General features: G+C 62.3%; 18 protein-coding genes. All 18 read right to left on the bottom strand.

The features are described from left to right. Window positions 1-14: 14 nt before the first annotated feature. Window positions 15-575, bottom strand: coding sequence for an NAD(P)H-dependent oxidoreductase (locus tag BM216_RS03445; protein ID WP_092994881.1), 561 nt, complete (start codon window positions 573-575; stop codon window positions 15-17). A 60-nt stretch (window positions 576-635) separates the two neighbouring features. Further along, complete coding sequence (locus tag BM216_RS03440) at window positions 636-1,820, bottom strand: acyl-CoA dehydrogenase family protein (RefSeq protein WP_092994878.1); 1,185 nt, start codon at window positions 1,818-1,820, stop codon at window positions 636-638. A gap of 97 nt (window positions 1,821-1,917) precedes the next feature. Continuing rightward, window positions 1,918-3,021, bottom strand: coding sequence for an LLM class flavin-dependent oxidoreductase (locus tag BM216_RS03435; protein WP_092994875.1), 1,104 nt, complete (start codon window positions 3,019-3,021; stop codon window positions 1,918-1,920). A 168-nt stretch (window positions 3,022-3,189) separates the two neighbouring features. Then, window positions 3,190-4,278 carry an LLM class flavin-dependent oxidoreductase gene (locus BM216_RS03430; RefSeq protein WP_092994872.1) on the bottom strand — a complete coding sequence of 363 codons (1,089 nt, stop codon included), beginning with the start codon at window positions 4,276-4,278 and terminating at the stop codon, window positions 3,190-3,192. Next, the gene (locus BM216_RS03425) at window positions 4,275-5,978 is read right to left on the bottom strand and encodes a dipeptide ABC transporter ATP-binding protein (RefSeq protein ID WP_092994869.1); all 1,704 of its coding nucleotides are present in this window, start codon (window positions 5,976-5,978) and stop codon (window positions 4,275-4,277) included. The genes BM216_RS03430 and BM216_RS03425 overlap by 4 nt, the downstream gene beginning before the upstream one ends. Further along, window positions 5,957-6,805 carry an ABC transporter permease gene (locus BM216_RS03420; RefSeq protein ID WP_092994866.1) on the bottom strand — a complete coding sequence of 283 codons (849 nt, stop codon included), beginning with the start codon at window positions 6,803-6,805 and terminating at the stop codon, window positions 5,957-5,959. Before BM216_RS03420 ends, BM216_RS03425 begins: the two co-directional genes overlap by 22 nt. Continuing rightward, window positions 6,802-7,812 (bottom strand): ABC transporter permease, encoded by a 1,011-nt coding sequence (locus BM216_RS03415; RefSeq protein WP_092994863.1) that lies wholly within the window; start codon window positions 7,810-7,812, stop codon window positions 6,802-6,804. The genes BM216_RS03420 and BM216_RS03415 overlap by 4 nt, the downstream gene beginning before the upstream one ends. 37 nt (window positions 7,813-7,849) lie before the next feature. Further along, window positions 7,850-9,502, bottom strand: coding sequence for an ABC transporter substrate-binding protein (locus tag BM216_RS03410; RefSeq protein WP_092994860.1), 1,653 nt, complete (start codon window positions 9,500-9,502; stop codon window positions 7,850-7,852). A gap of 432 nt (window positions 9,503-9,934) precedes the next feature. Further along, window positions 9,935-12,235, bottom strand: coding sequence for a molybdopterin guanine dinucleotide-containing S/N-oxide reductase (locus BM216_RS03405; RefSeq protein WP_092994857.1), 2,301 nt, complete (start codon window positions 12,233-12,235; stop codon window positions 9,935-9,937). Between the two features lie 49 nt (window positions 12,236-12,284). Next, the gene (locus BM216_RS03400; protein ID WP_092994854.1) at window positions 12,285-13,661 is read right to left on the bottom strand and encodes an FAD-binding oxidoreductase; all 1,377 of its coding nucleotides are present in this window, start codon (window positions 13,659-13,661) and stop codon (window positions 12,285-12,287) included. Continuing rightward, window positions 13,658-14,536: a 3-mercaptopyruvate sulfurtransferase gene (gene sseA, locus BM216_RS03395; protein ID WP_092994851.1), complete on the bottom strand. Its 879-nt coding sequence runs from the start codon at window positions 14,534-14,536 to the stop codon at window positions 13,658-13,660. Before sseA ends, BM216_RS03400 begins: the two co-directional genes overlap by 4 nt. A gap of 76 nt (window positions 14,537-14,612) precedes the next feature. Next, window positions 14,613-15,215, bottom strand: a complete 603-nt coding sequence (locus BM216_RS03390; protein WP_092994848.1) for a 2-hydroxychromene-2-carboxylate isomerase — start codon at window positions 15,213-15,215, stop codon at window positions 14,613-14,615. A gap of 11 nt (window positions 15,216-15,226) precedes the next feature. Beyond that, window positions 15,227-15,796, bottom strand: a complete 570-nt coding sequence (locus BM216_RS03385) for a TetR/AcrR family transcriptional regulator (RefSeq protein ID WP_092994845.1) — start codon at window positions 15,794-15,796, stop codon at window positions 15,227-15,229. 51 nt (window positions 15,797-15,847) lie between these two features. Continuing rightward, complete coding sequence (locus BM216_RS03380) at window positions 15,848-16,876, bottom strand: ketopantoate reductase family protein (RefSeq protein WP_092994842.1); 1,029 nt, start codon at window positions 16,874-16,876, stop codon at window positions 15,848-15,850. A 24-nt stretch (window positions 16,877-16,900) separates the two neighbouring features. After that, window positions 16,901-18,220 carry an NtaA/DmoA family FMN-dependent monooxygenase gene (locus BM216_RS03375; RefSeq protein ID WP_092994839.1) on the bottom strand — a complete coding sequence of 440 codons (1,320 nt, stop codon included), beginning with the start codon at window positions 18,218-18,220 and terminating at the stop codon, window positions 16,901-16,903. Between the two features lie 23 nt (window positions 18,221-18,243). After that, the gene (locus BM216_RS03370; protein ID WP_244530047.1) at window positions 18,244-19,101 is read right to left on the bottom strand and encodes an ABC transporter ATP-binding protein; all 858 of its coding nucleotides are present in this window, start codon (window positions 19,099-19,101) and stop codon (window positions 18,244-18,246) included. Beyond that, a complete protein-coding gene (locus BM216_RS03365; RefSeq protein ID WP_092994836.1) occupies window positions 19,098-20,195 on the bottom strand; it encodes a FecCD family ABC transporter permease in 1,098 nt (365 codons plus the stop codon). Before BM216_RS03365 ends, BM216_RS03370 begins: the two co-directional genes overlap by 4 nt. A 44-nt stretch (window positions 20,196-20,239) precedes the next feature. Then, window positions 20,240-21,373 (bottom strand): ABC transporter substrate-binding protein, encoded by a 1,134-nt coding sequence (locus BM216_RS03360; RefSeq protein ID WP_092994833.1) that lies wholly within the window; start codon window positions 21,371-21,373, stop codon window positions 20,240-20,242. Window positions 21,374-21,634 lie beyond the last annotated feature (261 nt).

The raw sequence follows: 21,634 nt of genomic DNA, 5'->3' as shown, positions 1-21,634 counted from the left end.
TTGAAGGCTGCGGTTTACTCCGCTGCGATCGCCGAGGAGATGGAGCGCGCGCTGATAAGCAGCGAGGCTTCCGCCAGAGCCTGGTTCACGCGACCGAGGATGACGGGGGAGGGGGCTCCCTCGACGAAGTCACGGCCCGAGGCATAGATCGCGGTCGGGGTCACAAAGGCTTCGAAGAACGCGAAAAGCGGGCGCAGCTGGTGCTCTACGACAAGCGAATGGCGATCCCCGCCGCCGGTTGCCGTCAGGATGATCGGCTTGCCGCGCAGGTCGGATGGATCGAGCAGATCGATGACATGTTTGAAAAGGCCGGTATAGCTGCCCTTGTAGGTCGGTGACCCGATCACCAGGGCTTCGGCCTCGATGATCGTGCGGATCACCCTGCGCGCTGCCGGGTTGAGATCGGCGACGGATCTTGCTGCCGCCAGCGAAGTGCCGAGGTCCTCGACGTCGAAGACCGCGTGCTCCAGGCCGGATTGCCTGGCCAGCGTTTCAGTCACGGTTTCGACGAAACGCCTTGTGCTCGACGGGCGGGCGATATTGCCGGAGAAGCCGACGATCAGGTTGTTGCTCATTCAGTTCCCTTTCAGTGTAGGTTCAGCGGCAGGTCCCGATTGAGGGTGCCCTTGCCTCAGTCAGGCTGTCTTCAATATGGAAATGGCTGCCGGATAGTCCGGAGAAGGGGCATTCTGGGAACGCTCCGACCGGTTGAAGGCGGCACGACCCAGGATCGAGATCGACGTGTCCTCCTGCGGCGCGTGCACCAGGACGGACTGGACATCGCGGAAATGCCGCTCGAGGCCGAGATCGGCATTGAGGCCGGGATTGCCGATGCCGCGTACGGCGATCTCGACGGCCTCGCGGATCTGGCGACCGGCAAGCAGGCGCGCCCGTATCAGCGGCTCCGCATCGCCGGTGTTGCGCTCCAGTGCCCCGAAAATAAGCTGTCGAGCGCCGGAAACCAGCAGGTCGATCTCGCCCGAAAGCGTGACGAAGCGTTCCGTACGGGCGATCGGATGGCCGAGATTGGCCGGCACGCGCTCATGCGCGAAGCGGATGAAGGTTTCCTGCGCAGCCTCGGCGGCTCCGAGATAGAGCGCTGTCAGAGCCAGGTTGATCGCCGCGTGCGCGCGGTTGTCTTGCTGGGCGACAGACGGATCGACGAGGTCGAGCACGTTTTCCGCCGGTATCTCGACATCGGTATATTCGACGTCATGCGAGCCTGTCGCCCGCATGCCGAGGCTCTTCCAGTTCTCGATGATCCTAATGCCCGGCAGGCCGTTGGCAACGACGAAGGTTCCAACCCGTGCCGGGGTTTCGTCCGTATGCGCCCATACGAGGAAATGCGTCAACCCGTGTGCGCCGGTGACGAAACGTTTGCGGCCGGTGATCGACCAGCCCTTTGCGGTGCGACGTGCGCGGGTAGCCGGCAGGCCGCCACGGGCCGGCGAGCCGAGTTCAGGTTCTACTCGCGCAGCGTTGAGCAAGAGGGGACGTTGCTTCGCTTCTCCGAGCAGACGCCGGTAAAGGTCTTCCGGCCAGTGGTTCTTCGTCGCCTGGCCGAGATGATTGAAGATCGTCATGGCACTGATGAGCGCTACCGATGGGTCCCCACGTCCCAGCGCGGAAAGGATGTGGGCCGCATCGGCAAGCGTGCCGCCGCTGCCGTCATAGCGGGTTGCCACGGTGCTCTCCAAGAGGCCGGCCTGATGAACGGCATTGATACCGGCCCAGGGAAACTGACCGGTCTGATCCGCCTCCGGTGCGGCGTCTGCGAGCGCGCGCGCGGCGGCGTCGAGGGCGGTTGGATCGTAGGACATGCGGTTCGATGCTTTCTGGCTGTCGAGAGAGAAAGGTGGCCGGGTCCGGCTCTGCCGGGACAAAACGAGGTCCGGTAGGCCCGGACCTCACGCACGATCAGGCTGCGGTCTTTCGCTTCGCCTCTTCCCGATCGCGAAGCCCTTCGCGGACGAGCGGCAGGATGTAACGGCCGTAATCGACCGCATCGTTGTAATTGTCGTAGCCGCGGATGGAGATCAGGTCGGCGCCGAGATCGATATAGTCGAGAATGGAATCGGCGATGGTGCGCGGCGAACCGACGAGCGCGGTCGTGGCGCCGCTGGCATTGGTGGCGGTGACCGTCGGATACCAGAGGGCGCGATCATGCACGTCGCCGCGTTTGGCGATATCGAGCAGGCGCTGTGAGCCGACATTGGCCGGCGGCGCGGCATTGATCGGTGCGCGCGCGAGCCCCTTCTGGCGGTTGGCATTCAGCTGATCGAGCACCTTGTGTGCCTTCTGCCAGGCCAGATCGTCGGTTTCGGCGACGATCGGACGGAAGGTCACCCAGATGCGCGGGCGGTCCGTTCGGCCGGCCTTTTCGGCCTCCGCATAGACGCGGTCGATCTGCTGCTTGGTTTCCGCCAACGGTTCACCCCACAGGCCGAAGATATCGCAGAGCGAGCCGCCGATCCGGTAGGCGGCATCCGACGACCCGCCGAGCGAAATCGGGATGAGCCCGTTTGTCGGACGCACAGCGCTGCGGAACTGCTTGAACTGGTAATATTTCCCGTCGAAATCGAATGGCTCCTTCGACGTCCAGGCGAGGCGCAGGATGCGGATATATTCCTCCTGGCGCTCGTAACGCTCCTCCTTGTTGAGGAAGTCACCCTCACGGGCCTGCTCCTCGTCACTGCCGCCGGCGATGAAGTGAACGACCACGCGACCGCCGCTCAGCTGATCGAGGGTGGCGAGCGATTTTGCGGCGACCGTCGGGTAGACGGTGTTCGGCCTCAGCGCCACGATGATCTTGATGTGCTTCGTATGGGCGAGAACCGTCGCGCCGAGCGTGAAAGGATCGAAGGACGAGGAGGAATAGGGGATGAGCGTGTAGTTGAAGCCGTAATCGTCAAGAGATCGGGCATAGCGCTCCAGAAACAGGGGGTCGACAGGCGCATCCGGAATGGGGTTCAGGTCATTCGACGCGTTGGGAAAGCTAACGCTGATAAATTCCGCGGTCATGGGAGCTCCTTGAAATTGCCGACCAGTGTCGAAAGGTTATGCAGGGTGCAGGTGATGAGGAAGACAGACCGTTCTTTTTCTATCGATTATGTAGAAAATATTCTCTGTCGCGATGCTTGATTTAGGCGTGTCGACCATCGTGATTGCATGGGCGGCGTTACAGGCAGGTTATGAGCCGGATGTGGGTGACCAGCCGAATGCGGGTGCGACCGTCTGTGCGAGATCGGCGAGGAGCCGGATGTTTTCGGCAAGCCCGAAGGCCGGCGGTAGGAAGAGAACGATCTCGTCTGCGGCCGCGAGGCCCGGATCGTTGAACACCGCTTCGATGACCTGATCCGGCGTTCCCTGGAATACCGGTGAAATCTGTGCGCCTTCCGGCTGGCGAGGAGGCGCCAGCGCGCCCTTGGGACGCGATGCGGCGATGCCCTTCGTGCGACGCTCGAGATCATAGGCCGCATATCTGTCGCGCAGTTCCGTCGTTGTGCCGACCAGGATGGACGCGGCGACGGCGACCGGCGGCGCCTCCGTCCCCCATATCCTGTTCCAGTTGCTGCGATAGGCATCGATGATGCGGGCCTGATAGGCGCCGAAGGTCTCGCCTTCATCATGATCGTGCAGCACCGTGCCGCTGATGAGACCGATACCGAGCTCGGCGGCCTGCACGGCGGAATTCAGGCTGGCTGAACCCTGCCGTATTCGCGATCGCAATGTCGGACTGTGCGGCGTGACCCGCAGCTCCGCTCCTTGCGGCGCGCCCTGGCCGGGCTCGGTGACCGTGTGGAGAACCTCGCCGGAAATCGCCGAGAGAAATCGCGCCTGCCGCCGCTTTGCCTCGGTTCGGGCATCCGTATCGACAGCGCCGAATACGGCGTCGAAGGCTGCATTGGCGCCGGTCGAGATGGCGAGTTCCAGTCGCCCGTCGATCAGGAGATCGGTCGTGCCTGCCGCTTCGGCGAGCAGGATCGGGTCCTGGTAGCGCATCGGTATGACCGCCGAGCCGAGCGTAATGCGGCTCGTGTGCTGGCCGACTGCTGCGAAGAATGGGAGCGGCGAGGATAGGTAGTGGTCGAAGTGCCGCTGATAGGCCCAGCCCGACTGGTAGCCCAGGCGCTCGGCCTGTTTGAACAGTTCGATGCCGTCGCGCAGGCCCTGCGCCGGTCCGGCGTCGTCATTGAATGACACACGGGTGTTGAAGCCCAGTCGCTGTTTCGGGCGGAATGATGCGGGCAGGGTGCCGGAGGAGAGAGCGATGGTCATGCGATCTGCTCCTGTCTTGCAACACGTCGCTGTTTCGGCTGAACCAGCGGCCGCGTTGCGGAGATGCCTGACGGGATCGATTCCAGCAGAGAGGCGGTGTAGGCGTGCTGCGGATTCTCGAAGATATCCGCCACACTTCCCTGCTCGACGACGCTGCCCCGCCTCATCACGGAAACGGTATGTGCAAGCTGGCGAACCAGCGCCAGGTCATGGGACACGAAGATATAGGTGAGGCCGAGCCTTGCCTGCAGCGTCAGCAGAACCTCGACGATATCCGCCTGCACGCTGACATCGAGGGCGGATGTCGGTTCGTCGAGCACGATCACATCCGGCTTCAGCACCAGAGAGCGGGCGATCGCCACGCGCTGCCGCTGCCCGCCCGATAGGGCTCCCGGTTTGCGGGTCAAAAGGTGTTCGCCCAGACCTACATTGGCCAGCGCCTCGCGCACCTGTTCAGACCTTTCCAGAGGTGTCCCGATCCTGAAGCGGTCGACCGGTTCGCGCACCAAGCGTTCGACGGTCCAGGTCGGATCCAGCGAGGTGAACGGATTCTGGTAGACCAGTTGAAGGTGTCGCCAGACCGAGCGCAGGGATTGCTGCGAGCGCCCGGAAACCCGTTCGCCTGCAACCGAGATCTTTCCACTGTCCGGCTCGTCCAAGCCGAGCAGTAGCCGGATCGTTGTCGTCTTGCCCGAGCCGGATTCGCCGACCAGGGCGTGGGTGGTGCCGGCGGGAACGGTGAAGGAGACGTTGTCCACGGCCGTCAGAACCTTGCCATCGACCGCGAATGTCTTGGTGACGGCGCTGACCTCGATTTTTGGGGCTTGCCCGCCTTCGTGCCGGTGCAGGCTCGGATCTCGCAGCTTCACATAACGATCGGGATTGAGGGCCGGGACATCGGCATGCAGTTTGCGTGCATAGGCGGAAGCCGGTGATGAAAAGACGGCCGATGTCCGCCCGGCCTCCTGCACGGAGCCGTTCTTCAAGACGACCAGACCATCGGTTCGCTCGGCCGCGATCGCGAGATCATGGGTGATGAGAAGCAGGCTGATATCCAGATCCTGTTGCAGGCGGGACAAGAGATCGAGAATGCGCTTCTGGATGGTGACGTCGAGTGCCGAGGTTGGTTCGTCGGCCACCAGAAGGGCCGGGCGCGGCAGGACCGCAAGGCCGATCAGCACGCGCTGCAGCATGCCGCCGGACAGCTGATGCGGATAGGAATCATAGACCCGTTGCGGGTTGTCGAGGCCGACCTGCGCAAAGGTTTCCAGAATGAGTGCCTTGCGGATGGCAGCATCCGTCTCGCCGGTCAGTGCGGCCGCCTCCATTGCTTGCACCCCGATCTTGCGCACCGGGTTCAGCGCATTGCCTGGATCCTGCGGGACGAAGCCTATCGCCCGACCGCGCAGGGGGCGGAACCGCCGTTCCGGCAATGCCAGCACATCCTGCCCACCGAATTCGACATGTCCGGAAGCCGCAGCACCACCTGGCAGGAGCCTCAACAGGGCGCGGGCAATGGTGGACTTGCCGGAACCGGATTCGCCGATCAGCGCGAGGCTCTTGCCGCGTCCCAGTTCAAAGCCGACATCGTGTACGACCTCCTGTCGGTCATAGGAAACCGAAAGGTTGCGGACCTTGAGAAGCGGGGCGGTAGTTGTCGGGTGAAGGAGAGTGGGCGTCAGTCTGTCTTGCGAAGCCATCGGCTGATCCTGTTCACGGAGAGGACGGTTAAGATGGTGACGAAGGCCGGGGCGTAAACGAGCCATGGCCATTTGAGGTAATCCTTGCCGATCGAGATCAGCAGACCCCAGTCGGAGGCCGGCGGCGGGTCGCCGTAGCCGAGGAAGGCGAGGCTGGCGATCACCAGGATCGACTCACCGAACTGCAGGACCGCGAGCGGCAGAACCGAGCGCGAGGCATTGGGCAGGACGTGGCGCCAGAGGATGAACCAGCGCGAACCGCCCGACAGATACGCCGCCTCGACGAATGTCGCCTGCCGCGTCTTGATGACCTCGGCGCGGGTCACGCGGGCGAAGATCGCGACCGCCGAAACGCCGGTGGCAATGGCTGCGTTGATCGTCTCGAAACCGATCGCGGTGACGACGATGACGGCGAGCAGGAATTTCGGGATCGCCAGGAGGACATCCACAAGCCGGGCGAAGACGACGTCCACCCAGCCGCCGAGGAAGCCGGATATCAGGCCGATCAGGCCGCCGACGACCACGCCGATGACCACGGCAATGAGCGCGCTCGATACCGAGGAGGCGGTGCCGTAGACGACCCGGGCATAAACGTCGCGGCCGAGGTGATCGGTGCCAAACCAGTGTAGGGCGCTGGGGCCAAGGAGCTTGTCGGCCGGCACGCCGACAACAGGGCTGTAGCTGGTGAACAGGCCCGGCAGAACCGACCATGCGAGCACGATCGCCACGATCAGCAGGGAGAGCGCGACGGTGGCCGGCACATGAAAGCCTGCGAGCAGGCCGCCGGAACCTAGGCTGCGAGACCTTGCGTTGGAAACGAAGCTCATGGCGTCACCGCCTTGGTTGCACCGATGGCCGTTTCGTCGGCCGTGGTCGGACTGCGCTTTCGGCCGCCGATGATTTTTACGCGCGGGTCGAGCAGCGGGTAGAGGAGGTCGGCGATCAGGTTGACGAGCACGAAGACGACGGCCCCGAGCGAAACGACAGCCTGCAGCACCGGCAGGTCCTGGGTGCTGACCGACCGCTGCACGAGGCTGCCGATGCCGGTGCGTCCGAACACCGTTTCGGTGATCAGGGAGCCGCCAAGAAGTTCGCCGATCGTGAGCGCCACGACGGTGACGACGGGAAGCGAAGCGGGTTTCAGGAGATGAGTGGCGAAAAGCCGGGCCTGCCCGATGCCGCGGCTGCGGGCGACGGCTGCATATTCCTGCTCCGCCTCCCTGTCGAGATTGGCGATCAACACCTCCGCGATCTGCGCCGACACGGGAATGCCGAGCGCGATTGCCGCAAACAGGGTGGCCCAGAAGCTGTCGGGGTTAATGACGCGGAACAGGCCGAGCTGGAAACCGAAGATATGGATCAGCATGAGGCCGATGACGAAATTCGGTACCGACAGGAAGAGCGAGGGAAAGCCGCGCAAAAGACCCTGTCCGTATTTCTTCGGCACGAAGCGCGTGCCATAGGCGACGAGCATCGCCAGGACCAGCGCCACCGCAAGGCCTGCCGATGCGAGGATGAGCGTCGAGGGCAGCACCTCGGCGATCAACGTCGACACTGGCCGGTTGGATCGCATCGACATGCCGAGATCGCCGGTGAGGAAGCCGGAAAGCGCGTTCCAGAGCTGGACGATGATCGGCTTGTCCAGACCCTGTGCCGCGATGATCTCGGCGATTTCCTCTTCGGTGAAGCCGTTCTGCGGATTGCGCAGGACGCTGGTGACCGGGTCGCCAGGCAGAATGCTGACGACCACGAAGGTAAAGATATAGGCCAGCAGTATGACCACGACCGCCTGGCCGAGCCGCTTTGCTGCATAGGTCAGATAGGCATTGCTCACGCGGAAGGCCCTCTCACATCAGATTTCTGGAACGGGCTCAGTCGGCGATAAAGGCCGTGTAGTAGCTGGCATAGGCGACGCCGTTATAGACCTCGCCCTTCAGCGTCGGCGATTGCACGTAGATGCGCTGGACGATCTGCGTGCGCGGGACGAAATAGCCCTGTTCGAGAACGTAATGCTGCAGTTCGTCAAGAAGGGGATTGCGTTCTTCGGCGGAGGCCGCGCCGGCGATCTTGTCGCGCAGACCGTTCAGCACCGTGTCGCGATCATCAAGGGCAAACCAGTTCTCGCCATTATTGGCGTTGGTCAGAATGCCGGCGACGGTGCCCGCGTCGATGAAGCTGCGCGTCACTTCATAGGTCGGGATGGCGGGGCCGCCATATTTCACCTTTTCGCCGTAGGTGACGACGTCATAGGCGCGGATATCGACCTTCCAGCCGAGCTTGCCGAGCTGCTGGGCGATGAGTTCGTCGACCGACTTGGACGTCGCCAGATAGGGGTTGGAGTGCAGCGTCAAGGTGAGTTGCTTGCCGTCCTTGGCGCGGATGCCGTTTGCGCCCTTCGTCCAGCCCGCCTCGTCGAGCAGTTTTTCGGCTTTCGCCGGATCATAGGCCAGGAGTGCGCTCTGGTCGGTGGCGCCGGGCACGTTGCTCTGGATGAAGGACGTCGCGAGATGCCAGTCCGGCGTATAGACCGTGTCGATGATTTCCTGGCGGTTGATGCCGGCCTGTAGTGCCTGGCGCACCTTCACGTCGTCATAGGGAGGAAGCTTGGTGTTGACTGCCCAGCCGTTGACGAAGCCGAGATAGCGCGGGGTCGCGACGGTAAACCCCTCCTCCTTGAGGGACTTCAGTTCCTGGGGCGAGGCGTTATAGGCGACATCCGCCTGTCCCGACTGGACAGATGCCACGCGCAGTGATGGTTCCGAGACCAGCTTGTAGGTGATCGTATCGAGGAAGGCCGGGCCGGTATGGCCGACAGCCGCCGGCCCCCAGTTATAGTCCTTGCGCTTTACCAGCGTGACGTGGTCGCCTTCCTTCCAGCTCTCGACCACGTAAGGGCCGCTGCCGGCGGTTTTGCTCAGGTCCGCCTGTTCCGAGGCCGGCTGCGCGATGCTTTTCGGCGAGATCAGGATCGAGCCGTGATAGCCGAGCGTCGGGATGAAGCCGAGCGTCGGCTTCTTGAAGAAGACTTTCACGGTTGCCGTATCGACGGCCTCCGCGTGGTCATAGGTCTTGGGGAAGAGGCCGATCGGGTTGATGCCTTCGTTCTTGCGGCCGGCATACCAGATATCGAGATTGGCGACGACCGCTGCCGCATCGAGCGGTTCGCCATCGGAGAACGTAACACCGTTCTTCAGATGGAGCGTGAATTCGGTAGCGCCGTCATTCTGCTCCCAGCGTTCCACCAGCCACGGGCTGACCTTGCCCTCGGCATCGACATAGAGAAGCTTGTCGGTGACGTGGCCCCAGATATGGCCCTGGAAGCTGGAGATGGCGCTGTTGTTGGGGATCCAGGTGTCGCCGAGCGAGTCGATGAGGAAGGTGATGTCACCGCCGTCGCGCGGACTGTCGGCGGCCAGAGCAGGATTGAAGCCGGCCGTGGTAGTGACGGCAAGCGCTGCTGCGATGGACGCGCCGACGAGAAGGCGACGCCGGGAAAAGGAGAGAAGGGAGGAACGTTCGGTCATGAATGGTGATCCTGATGGTTCGGTTGTGCTTGTTTCCAGGCTTCCGCCGGGCACGGCTTTCGATGCAGCGCACGCAAAGATCCGCCGTCGCCGCGACTGCATGCCGCGCGATCAAATGCCGGTTTGAAAATGTGATGAACGAGCTGCGGCGCTGCCGCGGTCAGACGGCCTTGATAGGCTGCCTAGTGTAAGGAGCGCGCCAGGCGGTACATATCTCGATCATGACGCTGTCCCCTATGATCTTTGACAAGAAGATGATGACGCTTAGCCTATCAGGGCAGGCGGGATGAGAAAGACTGGTTATTCTTTTTCTATCGAATTTATGGATTATTTTGTCGCCTTATGTGAGCGCGTTGGGATGTGCTTTTTCAAGGCGTAATAAAAGGATGGGATGACGGGTGCCGGGCGCATCAATGCGATCGCCGCCCCGTCTCAGGTCTTCTCCTGCGCGAACATCATTCGCTCGAAGATCCGCACTGGCGGCAGTTCGCCGGTAAACCGTTCGACCTCGACCGTGGTGATCTGGCCGGTGCAGCCTTGGGCGAGTTTCGAGGTGCCGACGTCGCGGGTGAGGATGTTGGGGTTGCCGTGAATGCACATCGCCGTCTCGGCCGTGCGGTCTTCAGGCTCGAACCATGCGCCGGTTGCCAGCTGCATGACGCCCTTCTTGACGCTTTCGCTCAGTACGGCTGCGGCAAGGCAGCTGCCACGGCTGTTGAACAGACGAACGATATCGCCATCCGCTATGCCGCGTGCCTCAGCGTCCGCCGGATTGATGCGAATCGGCTCGCGATCCCTGATCTTTGTCGAGCGGCTGAAATCGCCGTAATCAAGCTGGCTGTGAAGGCGCTGGTGCGGCTGATTGCAGACCAGATGCAGGGGGAAGCGGGTCTCACCGGTTTCCAGTCTGGCAGGGTACCATTTCGGATGGCCGTGGCAGTCGTCGTAACCGAATTCATCGATCGTCTCGGAGAAAATTTCGATTCTGCCGGACGGCGTCTGAAGCGGCGCAACTGACGGATCCTGCCGGAAGGCATGGGCCGGGCCACCCTCGTCGGGTTTCACCGGCAGGCGCAGTTCGCCGCGTTCCCAGAAGGTCTCGAAGTCCGGCGCATCATGGCCTGCGCCAGCAAGCGCCGTGCGCGTGGTCTCGAACAGGAAGGCCAGCCATTCGCCACTGGTTTTGCCTTCGGTGAAGCTATCGAACTTGCCGAGACGGCGGGCGATTTCGGAAAAGATATCGTAGTCGTCCCGCGCCTCGCCGACCGGATCGATCAGCTTCTTCATGGCGATCATCAGGTCGTCGCGGTCTGCCGCGCCGATATCGTCACGCTCCAGGGTGGTCGTTGCCGGCAAGACGATGTCCGCGTGCCGGGCGGTCGATGTCCACGCGGTTTCGTGGACGATGATCGTTTCCGGCCGCCGGAATGCGGCCCGCAGCCTGTTGATATCCTGGTGGTGATGAAACGGATTGCCGCCCGCCCAATAGACGAGACGGATGTCCGGATATTTCAAAGAATGGCCGTTGTAGTCGAATGCGCCGCCCGGGTTGAGCAGCATGTCGGCGATGCGCGCTACGGGAATGTAATCGCCAACGGGATTCCTGAGCTGGCTGAATGTCGGCAGCGGAACGGCCTGCTGGTTTTTGCCGATATTGCCGAGCGCGCCGAGCGAATAGGAATAACCGCCGCCATCCAGTCCGATCTGCCCGAGCATGGCGGCAAGCACGATGCCCATCCAGACCGGCTGTTCGCCGTAATCGGCGCGTTGCAGCGAGTGGCTGACGGTGATCAGTGTCCTCGCGCGGGCGGTGGCGCGGGCAAGATCCTGAATAACATCGGCGCCAATGCCGCAGATGCCGGCGGCCCAATCGGCAGTCTTGGGCTGTCCATCGCTGCGGCCGAGAAGATAGTCCTCGAACCGTTCGTAACCGACCGTATAGCGGTCGAGGAAAGCTCGGTCATGCAGGTTTTCGCTAACGAGGACATGGGCGAGGCCGAGCATAAGCGCCACGTCGGTGCCCGGAATGATGGGGAGCCATTCCGCATCCAGCTCGCCGGAAAAATCGTCTTTCAACGGGCTGATCGAGATGAAGCGGGCGCCGCGGGCCTTTGCTCCTCCGAGCTTGCCGCGCACGACATGCTTGCTGATGCCGCCGCCATGCACATCCGCGTTCTTGATCGCCATGCCGCCGAAGGCAAGGACCAGTTCTGTGCTACGTTCTATGGCGTCCCAGGTCACACTCTTGCGATCGAACGTATCATACGGTCCCAGAACATGCGGGATGATGACCGATGCCGCACCCGAACTGTAGGTATTGACCGACCGCACATAACCGCCCAGCACGTTCAGAAAACGATGGATCTGGCTTTGCGCGTGGTGAAAGCGTCCGGCGCTCGACCAGCCGTAGGAACCTCCGAAAACGGCCGTCGGGCCAGATTCGCCATAGATGCGGCCGAGTTCCCTGGCCACGTGATCAAGCGCCTCCGGCCAGCTCACTTCCACATAGTCGTCCCTGCCGCGCTGCCCTGCATTGCCTGGCTTGCCCTCAAGCCAGCCACGACGGATTGCCGGTCGCCGAACGCGTGCCGGGCTATGGGCCACTGCCGGGATGTTTCCAAGCAGCGGCGATGGATCGGGATCGCCCGGATGCGGCAGGATTTCAAGCCTGCCGTCCTCCAACCGACCCGAAAAAGCACCCCAGTGGGAGCTGTGCGGCTTGAAGGCATTCATGGCGGCATCCTTGGCGGTGAGTGCATTTCTTGAGGGTAACCGGACAGGGCTAGTCCGGCAAAATCTTTCCGGGATTCATGATGCCGGCTGGATCGATCGCGTTCTTGATGACCGCCATCAGATCAACCGCATCGCCGTGTTCGGCCCGCAGATAGGCGATCTTGCCAGTGCCGACGCCATGTTCGCCGGTCGACGTGCCGCCAACCGAGATGGCATATTGCACCATCTTCTTGTTGATCGCAGCGACCTCATCGAGTTCGGTCTGGTTGGCCGGATCGACGGCGAAGACAACGTGATAATTGCCGTCGCCCACATGGCCGAGAATGGCGGCCGGCACGCTGCAATCTGCAAGCAACTCGCGGGTCTTCAGGATGCAGCCGCTCAATTGCGAAACAGGAACGCAGACGTCGGACGACCAGCCCTTGGCATTTTCGCGTTGGGAGACCACGGCATAGAAGGCGCTGTGACGCGCTTTCCAGAGACGGTTCCGTTCCTCCGCCGCATTGGCCCATTCGAAATCCCGCCCGCCATTTTCCTCGACGATCGCGGCAACCATCTCCACCTGCTCCTGCACGCCGGCCGGAGAACCGTGAAATTCGAAGGCGAGGGTATCCTCGATCTTCAGCGACAGATTGGAATAGGCGTTGACGGCCCTGATCAGGCCGCGATCCATCAGCTCCATGCGGGCGACCGGAATGCCGAGCTGCACCACCTGGATGGCGGCCGAAACGGCCTGTTCGACACTTTCGAACGAGCAGAGGGCGGCGGAAATCGTCTCCGGAATGCCGTAGAGCCGCAGCGTCACCTCGGTGATGATGCCGAGTGTACCTTCCGAGCCGACGAAAAGTCGGGTCAGGTCATAACCGGCAGAAGATTTTCGCGCCCGGCCGCCGGTGCGAATGATCTGTCCGCTCGGCAGGACAACGGTGAGCCCGAGCACGTTTTCGCGCATGGTGCCGTAGCGCACGGCATTGGTGCCCGAAGCGCGTGTCGCGGTCATGCCACCGATCGAGGCATTGGCGCCGGGATCGATCGGGAAGAACAGGCCCATGTCGCGCAGATGAGTATTCAGCTGCTCCCGCGTCACGCCGGCTTCCACCGTGCAGTGGAGATCCTCGGCGCTGATGCGGTTGATGTTCGACATGCGGGAGAGATCGATGGAGACGCCGCCGCGCACTGCCGTCAGATGGCCTTCGAGCGAGGTGCCGGCGCCGAAGGCGATGACAGGCACTCCGTCGGCTGCGCAGAGGCCTACGATCTGGGAGACTTCTTCCGTGGTCTCGGCAAAGATCACGGCATCCGGAATTGCCGGAGTGTGGTGAGATTCACCGCGGCCATGCTGTTCGCGCAGGGCCTGCGAGGTCGAAAACCGATCGGCGAAGCGGGTGCTCAGCGTCTCGGAAATGGAGGCGGGCAGGGCGCTCACTTCGCGTCACCGCGCGTGGCCGGGCCTGTATCGACCGGCGTGTCGCCCGGCTGTCCCCATTCGGTCCATGCGCCGTCGTAGATTGCGACATCATCCTTGCCGATCAGATGCAGGCCAAAGGCGAGCGCCCCTGCCGTGACACCTGAACCGCAACTGGCGATGACAGGCGCAGACAGATCCAGTCCGGCGCTTTCGAAGGCTTCGCGAATGGTCTTGATGTCGCGGATTTCACCGGTCTCGGGATTGCTCAGCGCATTGAAGGGAAGGTTGAAACTGCCCGGAATGTGACCGGAACGAAGGCCCGGGCGGGCCTCCTTTTCCTCTGCTGTGAAGCGGGCGGCGGAACGCGCGTCGATGACCTGCTCCGTCCGGCTTTCGAGATTGGCGAGGACTTGAGCCTTCGAGCGGACGGCATCGGCTTCAAACGTCGCGTGGAAGCTGCCCTTGGTGACGGGGTCGACCACATCCGTGACCGGGCGGACTTCCGCCAGCCATTTGCGCAGGCCTCCGTCGAGAACCGCAACCTTGTCATGACCGAAGGTCCTGAAAGTCCACCAGACGCGGCCTGCCGACATGAGGCCGGGCGTGTCATAGACCACGACGACGCTATGGTTCGAGATGCCGAGGTCGGCAGCGTAGCGTTCGAATGCTTCGGCCGACGGCAGCATGTGCGGCAGCGCTGTGTCGTGATCGGCGACGGCATCGATATCGAAGAAGCGCGCTTGGCGGATGTGGCGTGCTGCAAAATCCTCTGCGGCGACGGGGGTGACACCCGGCAGCTTGAAGGATCCGTCGAGAATGACGAGATCGGCATGGTCGAGATGGGCGGCTAGCCACTCACTGGAGACGAGGGAACCCGGCAGGGAAAGAGACATGGAGGAACTCCTGCAGTCTGTCTGACAAGGCCGGATACGCCGCGGGCGCGGCGCGTGGCCTCGCGTATAAGGGAAATCAGGCGACCAGCTTTTCGCCCTTAAGGTGACGTTCCAGGAACGGAAGGCTGTCCTGCCCCCAGTAAAGCTCGCCTTCGTAACGATAGGTCGGGACGCCGAAAACGCCTGCGGCCTTGGCCGTCTCGAAGCTTGATGCGCGGATCGCCTGGGCAGCATCGCTCTGCCCCTGTTCATCCAGTGCTGCCGCATCGAAGCCGGCGGCTTCGGCGATCGCCCGGCGGACATCGCTATTGCCGATGTCTTCACCGCGTCCCCAGAAGGCTTCCTGAAGCGCTGACGTCAGCTTGAGCCAGTCCTGACCGGCGCTGATGGCGGCGATGATCATAAGGCCGGCCGGTGCCGGGTCGGAAAGGGCCGCGCGGTTGTCGAAGTTCAGCGCCTTGCCTCTCAATGCAGCCCAGCGCTTCAGGTCTTTCGTCCAGTAAGCCCGGCGGGCCTCCGGGCGATTGCGCGAATAGATGCCGCCATTGTCTTCGATCAGGGGAATGACGTACGGGTGGACCGTGGCGCCATGCTCGCTCGCCAGTGCCGCAAATGGTTCCAGGCCGATATAGGCCCAGGGCGAGCCGATGCTGAAGAAATAGTCGATCACTTTTGTCATGCTCTGCTCTTTCAGGAGGATGTTTTGGGCGAGGCCGCCACGTCGAAGACGGCGAGGGCACAATCGCGCGCGACGAGGACGGCCTTCGGATCCCGCTCCACCGCTACGGTCGCAAGCGCACCTTCGTAGAGCAGCGACAGATGTGCCGCAGCCTGATCGGCCCGGCTGGTTGCCCGAGACATGATGGCGGCGAATATGCCCCTTACCATCGCCTTGTGTGCGCGCGCGACAGAGACGACCCGTTCGGAATCGCCATGTTCAGCAACCGCAAGCGCGAAGGCGCAGCCGCGAAATTCGGGGCTGTCTGCCTTGTCGTGCAGGCGATCGAAGATTACTCGAACCTGCTCGCGCGGCGCCATGGTCGCATCGAGAACGTCCTGCAGGGAACGGATGACCCGTTCATGGCGCGCCTGCAGGTAGGCTGCGACGAGATGATCTTTGGAGGGGAAATGCCGGTAGAGCGTTGCCTTGGCAACATTGGCTTCCTCGATGATGCGGTCGATGCCCACCGCCCTGATGCCCTCGCGATAAAAAAGCGCGCCGGCTGCGGTTAGGATCTGATCTGATATGGCTTCTCTCATTGCTTCGCTTCGAAATGGTCGCTTCATTACCCATGATCGACAGGAAGCCGATCAGTTTACGGCAGCAAGACCGGTCTGTCTTGTCTGGTCCGAGTTGTCCACCAGCGACAGGATCCCGTCAAGGGGAAGCGGGCTCGAAAACGCTCCCTGTTGCGCCAGTTTCCCGGCCAGCGCCTGAACTGCTTCGTTGTAGGGCGTCGGGTGGCCATGAAGACGGCCGAGGAGAACGATTTCGCCATTGAGGAAATCGACTTCGCTCGACGCGCCGCGGGTAAAGCTCTGCCAGGTCGATTGCTGGCCCGGCTGAATGCCGCTGTCCTGGGCGGTGCGCCAGTTCGAGATGTCGATGCTGCGCTCCGAGGGCAATGCGAGCTTGTGGCCCGCAGCCTGAAGGGTGCGCCGGGCTTCCTCCACCAGCGCCTCCCCGATTTCGGCCCGCAGGTCGGCCGGGCCGTCGAACAGTTCCAGCACGTTGCGAACGTTGTGGAGGAGCTTCGCCGATTTCCAGCGGCGAATGTCGGCACTCGGTTCGGCCAGATAACCGGCGCGGTTCAGGTCTGCGGCAATCCGGTTGGCCGTCTCGTCCCGTCCGGATGGGAAGCGCCCGATGGTGACGACGCCGACTTCGGGATCGCCACCCACGACCACCTTGCCCGTTTCGGTAAACCGGGCCGGTGTCAGGATGCTCGCGCCATAGACATGGGCAAAGGTTCTAAGCGCTGTGGCTTCCGTTGCCAGACCATTCTGGAAGGTAACCACCGGCAGGTTTTTCGCCGCCATGTCGGCGGCGTTCGATACGCTTCGCCACGACCAGAAGGCCAGCGCGCTCGCCGCATCCTGGCTCTTCACCGTCAGCAAAAGAATATCGTCGGGCGTCAACTCCGGCGGGGCGCCAAGATCGAACGCCTTCAGCCGGATCTGCCGCGTGCCCGAGGGCCGCTGGTAGCTCAGCCCGTGCTCGATGATGTGGCTGATCTGTGCGCCGCGGCCGACCAGTACATAGTCGAGGCCGGAGAGTTCGAATTGTGCCGCAAGGCTTGCGCCGACTGCACCGGCGCCGATGATTACGTAACGTGTCATCTCTTCTTCCTCGTTGCGGGCCGCTCAGACGCCCAGATTCTGCCTCAGCGTCTCGTGCTGGTAGTCGTGATGGAATATGCCCCGCCGCTGTAGTTCAGGGATCAAATGATCTGTCACGGCGGAAAGGCCGAGCTCGTATTTCAGGGTGAAGGCGAGGAAATTGAAGCCATCCGTCGCGCCGCGCTCATAGCGGTCCTGCAGCTGGTCGGCGATGTTCTCCACCGAGCCGATGGGAAACCAGTGTCCCGCACCGCTCGAGTGATAAATGATGAGGTCGCGCACGGTACGAACCTTGCCGCTTTCGATAAGGTCGCGAAACACGCCGAAGCGTGAGCGGCGCCCCTGGATATCGGCCGTCTGCGGCAGGTCGTTGACCGGGATTTCGTCATCGAGATCGAGATCGGCCAGGTCGATCCCACCGAACTGGCCGGCAAGCGACTTCCTTCCCTCTTCGAAATCGATGTCGTCGATGACCTTCTGCCAGAAGCGCTTTGCCTCGTCGTCGGTGGAACCGATCACGGGCGCGACACCGGGCAGGATCTTGATCGAATCCGGCGAGCGGCCATAGGCGGAAGCTCGCGCCTTGAAGTCGCGATAGAGATCGATCGAAGGCTCCGTTTCCGTCAGCCCCGTGGTGAAGATCACATCGGCCACGCGTGCGCCGAGCTGCCTGCCTTCGCTGGAAGACCCTGCCTGAGCGAGGATCGGACGGTCCTGCGGGCTGCGGGAAACGTTGAGCGGGCCTTGCACGGAAAAATGCCGGCTGTTCCAGTCGATACGGTGGACCTTGCCGGCATCGACGATCTGGCGACCCCGGTCGTCATAGCTGATGGCATCCGGCTCCCAGCTTTCCCAGAGCGCCTGCACCACGCCGGCAAATTCCTCGGCGACCGCGTAGCGGTCATCATGGGCGGGAAGCGGCTTGCCGAAATTCTTCTCTCCCGCAGAAGAGGTGACGAGGTTCCAGCCGGCGCGTCCCCTGGAAATATGATCGAGCGAAAGCACTTGGCGCGCGAGGTTGTAGGGTTCGGTAAAAGAGGTCGAGATCGAGCCGATAAGGCCGATCCGCGAGGTCTTCGCCGCCAGAGCGCTCAACAGCGTGACGGGCTCCAGCCCCGGTTTCGGCGCGGTTTCGCTGGTGACGAGCGCATCGGCCAGGAAGATGGTGTGGATCTTGCCGCGCTCGGCCTGCTGCGCCTGTTCGACATAGGCGTCGATATCGAGCAGGTTGTCCGTCGGGCCGTCACGGCCCTTTTTCTTGGCTTGCCCCGTTCCGCCCAGCAGAAGGCCGAGCACCAATCCCTGGCCGCGTTCGCTGCGACGGCCCGCCCACTTGTTTGTCATCTGTTTGTTTCCTCGAAAGAATGTCAGGCTGTCGCGTATTCGCGCTGTTCCGCCAGGCGAGGGGCCCGGACGGGTTCGGATGTCGCAGGTTGCAGCCCGAGCTGCGCATGACCGTGCTCGGAAAGCGGATGGACCTGAACGAAGCCCTTATGGGTCGACAGTTCCACATCCACGCCATAGACCCGTTTGATCAGTTCCGGAGAATAGACTTCCGCCGGTCGCCCCTCGGCAATCACCACGCCATCCTGGAGGAAGACCACGCGATCGGTGAAGCGGGCAGCCTGATTGAGATCATGGATGGCGATGACAGCGGCGACATTGTTTTTGCGCGTCACGTCGCGGGCCACTTCCAGGGTCTGCCACTGGTAGCGGATATCGAGCGCGCTGGTCGGCTCGTCGAGAAGCAGGATTTGCGGATCCTGCGCCAGTGCGCGCGCGATGAGGACACGCTGGCCCTGGCCGCCCGAAAGCTCGGTGACGGCGCGGTCGCCCAGTTCGTCGAGCCCCATCCTCTCCATGGCGGCATCGACATGCGCCCAGTCCTCGTCACGCGGGCGGGTGCCGAAATAGGGCGTGCGGCCGAGCAGGACTGCCTCCCTGATATCGAGGCCAAACGAAAGGCCAATGGATTGCGGCACATAGGCGACGATCCTGGCAAGATCCTTGCGCGCAAGCCGGGTCAGGTCCGTGTCGCCGTTCCAGGTGATAGTGCCTTTCGTCTGGCTGTTGATGCCGGCAATGGTCTTGATCAGCGTCGACTTGCCGGAGCCATTGGAGCCGAGAAGGCCGATGAGTTCGCCCTTTTCGACGGTCAGGTTTGCGCCCTTGACGACCTGTCTTTTGCCGTAGCCGACTTCGAGTGAGGAAATCTTGAGGGTCATTCGATTGCCTTTTGTCGAGTGAGGATGAGGTAAAGGAAAATCGGAGCGCCGACCAAGGCATCGATAATGCCGACAGGGATGACGCCCGGATTGATGACCAGCCTGCCGACGGCATCGGCGATGACGAGAAGCAGGGCGCCGATGATGGCCGAGAACGCGATGAGGAAGCGGTGATTGGCGCCGACCACCAGTCGCGCGATATGAGGCGCGACCAGGCCGACGAAGCCGATGATGCCGGTGAAGGCAATGGTTACGGCGGTAAGCGTCGCGGCGATCGCGATGGTTTGCAGCCGTACCTGCGAAACCGCCACGCCAAGGCTCTTGGCTGAATCATCGCCGGCAAAGGCGATGGCGTTCAATGCGCTGCTGCGGAAACGGATATAGGGGAAGGCGAGGGCCAGGAGCACGAAGAGCGCGAGAACCTGATACCAGGCCGAATTGTTGACCGAGCCCCAGGTCCAGCGGACGATTGCGGCAAGCACCTCGTCCTCGGCGAAATACTGGATGCAGGCCGTCAGCGCACCGAATAGCTGTGAAAGCGCGATGCCGACCAGAATGAGCGTCGTCGCATGCAGATTTCGCGTCGAGGCAAGCGAAAGCACCAGCGCGGTGTTGAGGAATGAGAAGAGAAGTGCGCCTATGACCAGCGAGATCGCGGCGCTGCCGGCGGTTGCCCCGAAAAGGACGATGGCGAGCGAGGCGCCGAAGGCGGCAGCCGGCGCGATGCCGAGTGTATAGGGGCTGACCAGCGGATTGCGCAGCAGGCCCTGGAACAGCACGCCGGCGACGGCCAGCGCCGCGCCGCCGAGGATAGCGAGAAGCACGCGCGGCAGGCGCAATTCCCAGATGACATTATGCTTTAGCAGTGTTGCGCGGTCGGTGGGGACGGTCCCGGAGATCTTGGACCAGAATGTTTGCAGGACATCGAGGAGCGTCGCCCCCGACGTTCCGATCCTGATGCCGATCAGCGCGGTGATGACCACGGCTGCAAAGCCGAGCGCTATGGCAAGTTTCTGGCTGGTGTAAAGGTCCGTCGATCGTCGACGTCCTGATGGGGCGACGGGGTGCAGGGGATCTGAATGCACTGAGCTCATTGTCTCTCTCAATCTGGTTGAGGGGCTGGGAGGCGGCAGGCTGTCTAGCCGTCCAGCTTGTAGGCGTAGTCCGCGACGGGACGCGGCTCGACGCCCTGCGCCTTCAGCCATCTGGCGAAGTAGGTGTCGACATCGACATCTTGGAAATGCTCGGGGTGCAGCCACTTGGCGACGGCCAGTGCCCCGATCTGCTTGCCGAGCGCGGAGAAGAAGAAATTGTTGATGACGAAGACGTTCTTGTCCTGCACCGCCTTGATCGAGTTCCAACCCGGACGGTCGATCACTCGCCCGGCCTGCTCGGCAAGCAGTTCCTGGTCCCAGGGTTCGTAGCCGGAGGCCTGACCGTCCACGCCGTTATGGATGATCACATCCGGGTTGCGGTTGATGATCTCGACCGGATCGACCGTATAGGTGTGGACAGAGGCGCTGCCGGTGTTGGCGATTGCGATGTCGCCGAAAATGTTCTTCCCGCCGCCCAGAACGATCGTGTCGTGCCAGCCGGAACCCGGAAGCGAGGTGACGAAATCCGCATTGTTTTCGAAAAAGACCTTCTTCGGCTCGACGCCTTTCAGGCGCTCGGCGAGAAGCTTGTCGATATCGTCGTAGAGCGCGGCAAGATCGGCCGCACCTTTCTCCGCGCCGAAGATCTTTCCCAGGTTGGGTAGCTGCGCGCGCAGAACCTTCGGGTCCCAGGTGCTGACGACGACGACCTCGATGCCGAAGGGCTTCAACTTTTCGACAGCGTCCTGCCAGGGTGCGTTGCGACGGGTGAAGAACACTTCAGCCCCCGACGTGGCGATGGTCTCCCAGTTCGGGCCGTTGAAATTGCCGGCATCCAGAAGATCTGCAAACCTGGCGAAATAGTCCTTGTTCGCAGCGTTTTTGCCTGGATTGGATGTCTGATCGATTGCAACGATCGTGTCGCCCGCTCCGATGGCGCGCACGATTTCGGTCTGATACCAGAGGTCGGGATAAACAGATTTGATCGGTGCTTGAAGGGTTATCTCGCGTCCAAGCTCATCAGTGATTGTTATCGCCTTCTGCTCCGCAGCTCCAGCTCTTCCGACATAGGGAGTATCTGCGACGGCGATCAAGAGGCCGCCTGCTGCCGACCCTAAGAGAGCGAGTGCGTGACGGCGGCTGATGTGATGCTTGGGTGAGGAATTCGATCTGGTCATACAGGTCCCCTGGCGGCTATTTGCAAGTGCAATCGGACCCGCGTCCAACTGCATGACGAAAGCCTAGTCACCAGGTGCATATGCAGAAAGACTGGTCATTCTAATTCTACTGGATTTATAGAAAATATGTTCGCCGATATCCTGCTGGTGCAAGCTTCAGCATGTGACGAGTGAAGGTAATAGGCGGCGGATATTGTGAATGGTACGGTGAGTGCCATCATCCTAAATGGCAGTTGCCTGAAGTTTCACCGACGCGGACAT

This window comes from Rhizobium sp. NFR07 (assembly GCF_900111905.1).
Classification (GTDB): domain Bacteria; phylum Pseudomonadota; class Alphaproteobacteria; order Rhizobiales; family Rhizobiaceae; genus Neorhizobium.
The sequence above is the reverse complement of the archived record's forward strand: the minus strand, read 5'-3'. Positions and strand labels throughout refer to the sequence as shown.

Bases quoted from the DNA above. Each gene is read 5' to 3' on its own strand.
- BM216_RS03385 (WP_092994845.1), bottom strand. From the start codon at position 15,796: ATGAGAGAAGCCATATCAGATCAGATCCTAACCGCAGCCGGCGCGCTT.
- BM216_RS03425 (WP_092994869.1), bottom strand. From the start codon at position 5,978: ATGGCTTCGCAAGACAGACTGACGCCCACTCTCCTTCACCCGACAACT.
- BM216_RS03445 (WP_092994881.1), bottom strand. From the start codon at position 575: ATGAGCAACAACCTGATCGTCGGCTTCTCCGGCAATATCGCCCGCCCG.
- BM216_RS03390 (WP_092994848.1), bottom strand. From the start codon at position 15,215: ATGACAAAAGTGATCGACTATTTCTTCAGCATCGGCTCGCCCTGGGCC.
- BM216_RS03410 (WP_092994860.1), bottom strand. From the start codon at position 9,502: ATGACCGAACGTTCCTCCCTTCTCTCCTTTTCCCGGCGTCGCCTTCTC.
- BM216_RS03375 (WP_092994839.1), bottom strand. From the start codon at position 18,220: ATGACAAACAAGTGGGCGGGCCGTCGCAGCGAACGCGGCCAGGGATTG.
- sseA (WP_092994851.1), bottom strand. From the start codon at position 14,536: ATGTCTCTTTCCCTGCCGGGTTCCCTCGTCTCCAGTGAGTGGCTAGCC.
- BM216_RS03405 (WP_092994857.1), bottom strand. From the start codon at position 12,235: ATGAATGCCTTCAAGCCGCACAGCTCCCACTGGGGTGCTTTTTCGGGT.
- BM216_RS03365 (WP_092994836.1), bottom strand. From the start codon at position 20,195: ATGAGCTCAGTGCATTCAGATCCCCTGCACCCCGTCGCCCCATCAGGA.
- BM216_RS03360 (WP_092994833.1), bottom strand. From the start codon at position 21,373: ATGACCAGATCGAATTCCTCACCCAAGCATCACATCAGCCGCCGTCAC.
- BM216_RS03370 (WP_244530047.1), bottom strand. From the start codon at position 19,101: ATGACCCTCAAGATTTCCTCACTCGAAGTCGGCTACGGCAAAAGACAG.
- BM216_RS03435 (WP_092994875.1), bottom strand. From the start codon at position 3,021: ATGACCGCGGAATTTATCAGCGTTAGCTTTCCCAACGCGTCGAATGAC.
- BM216_RS03420 (WP_092994866.1), bottom strand. From the start codon at position 6,805: ATGAGCTTCGTTTCCAACGCAAGGTCTCGCAGCCTAGGTTCCGGCGGC.
- BM216_RS03440 (WP_092994878.1), bottom strand. From the start codon at position 1,820: ATGTCCTACGATCCAACCGCCCTCGACGCCGCCGCGCGCGCGCTCGCA.
- BM216_RS03380 (WP_092994842.1), bottom strand. From the start codon at position 16,876: ATGACACGTTACGTAATCATCGGCGCCGGTGCAGTCGGCGCAAGCCTT.
- BM216_RS03430 (WP_092994872.1), bottom strand. From the start codon at position 4,278: ATGACCATCGCTCTCTCCTCCGGCACCCTGCCCGCATCATTCCGCCCG.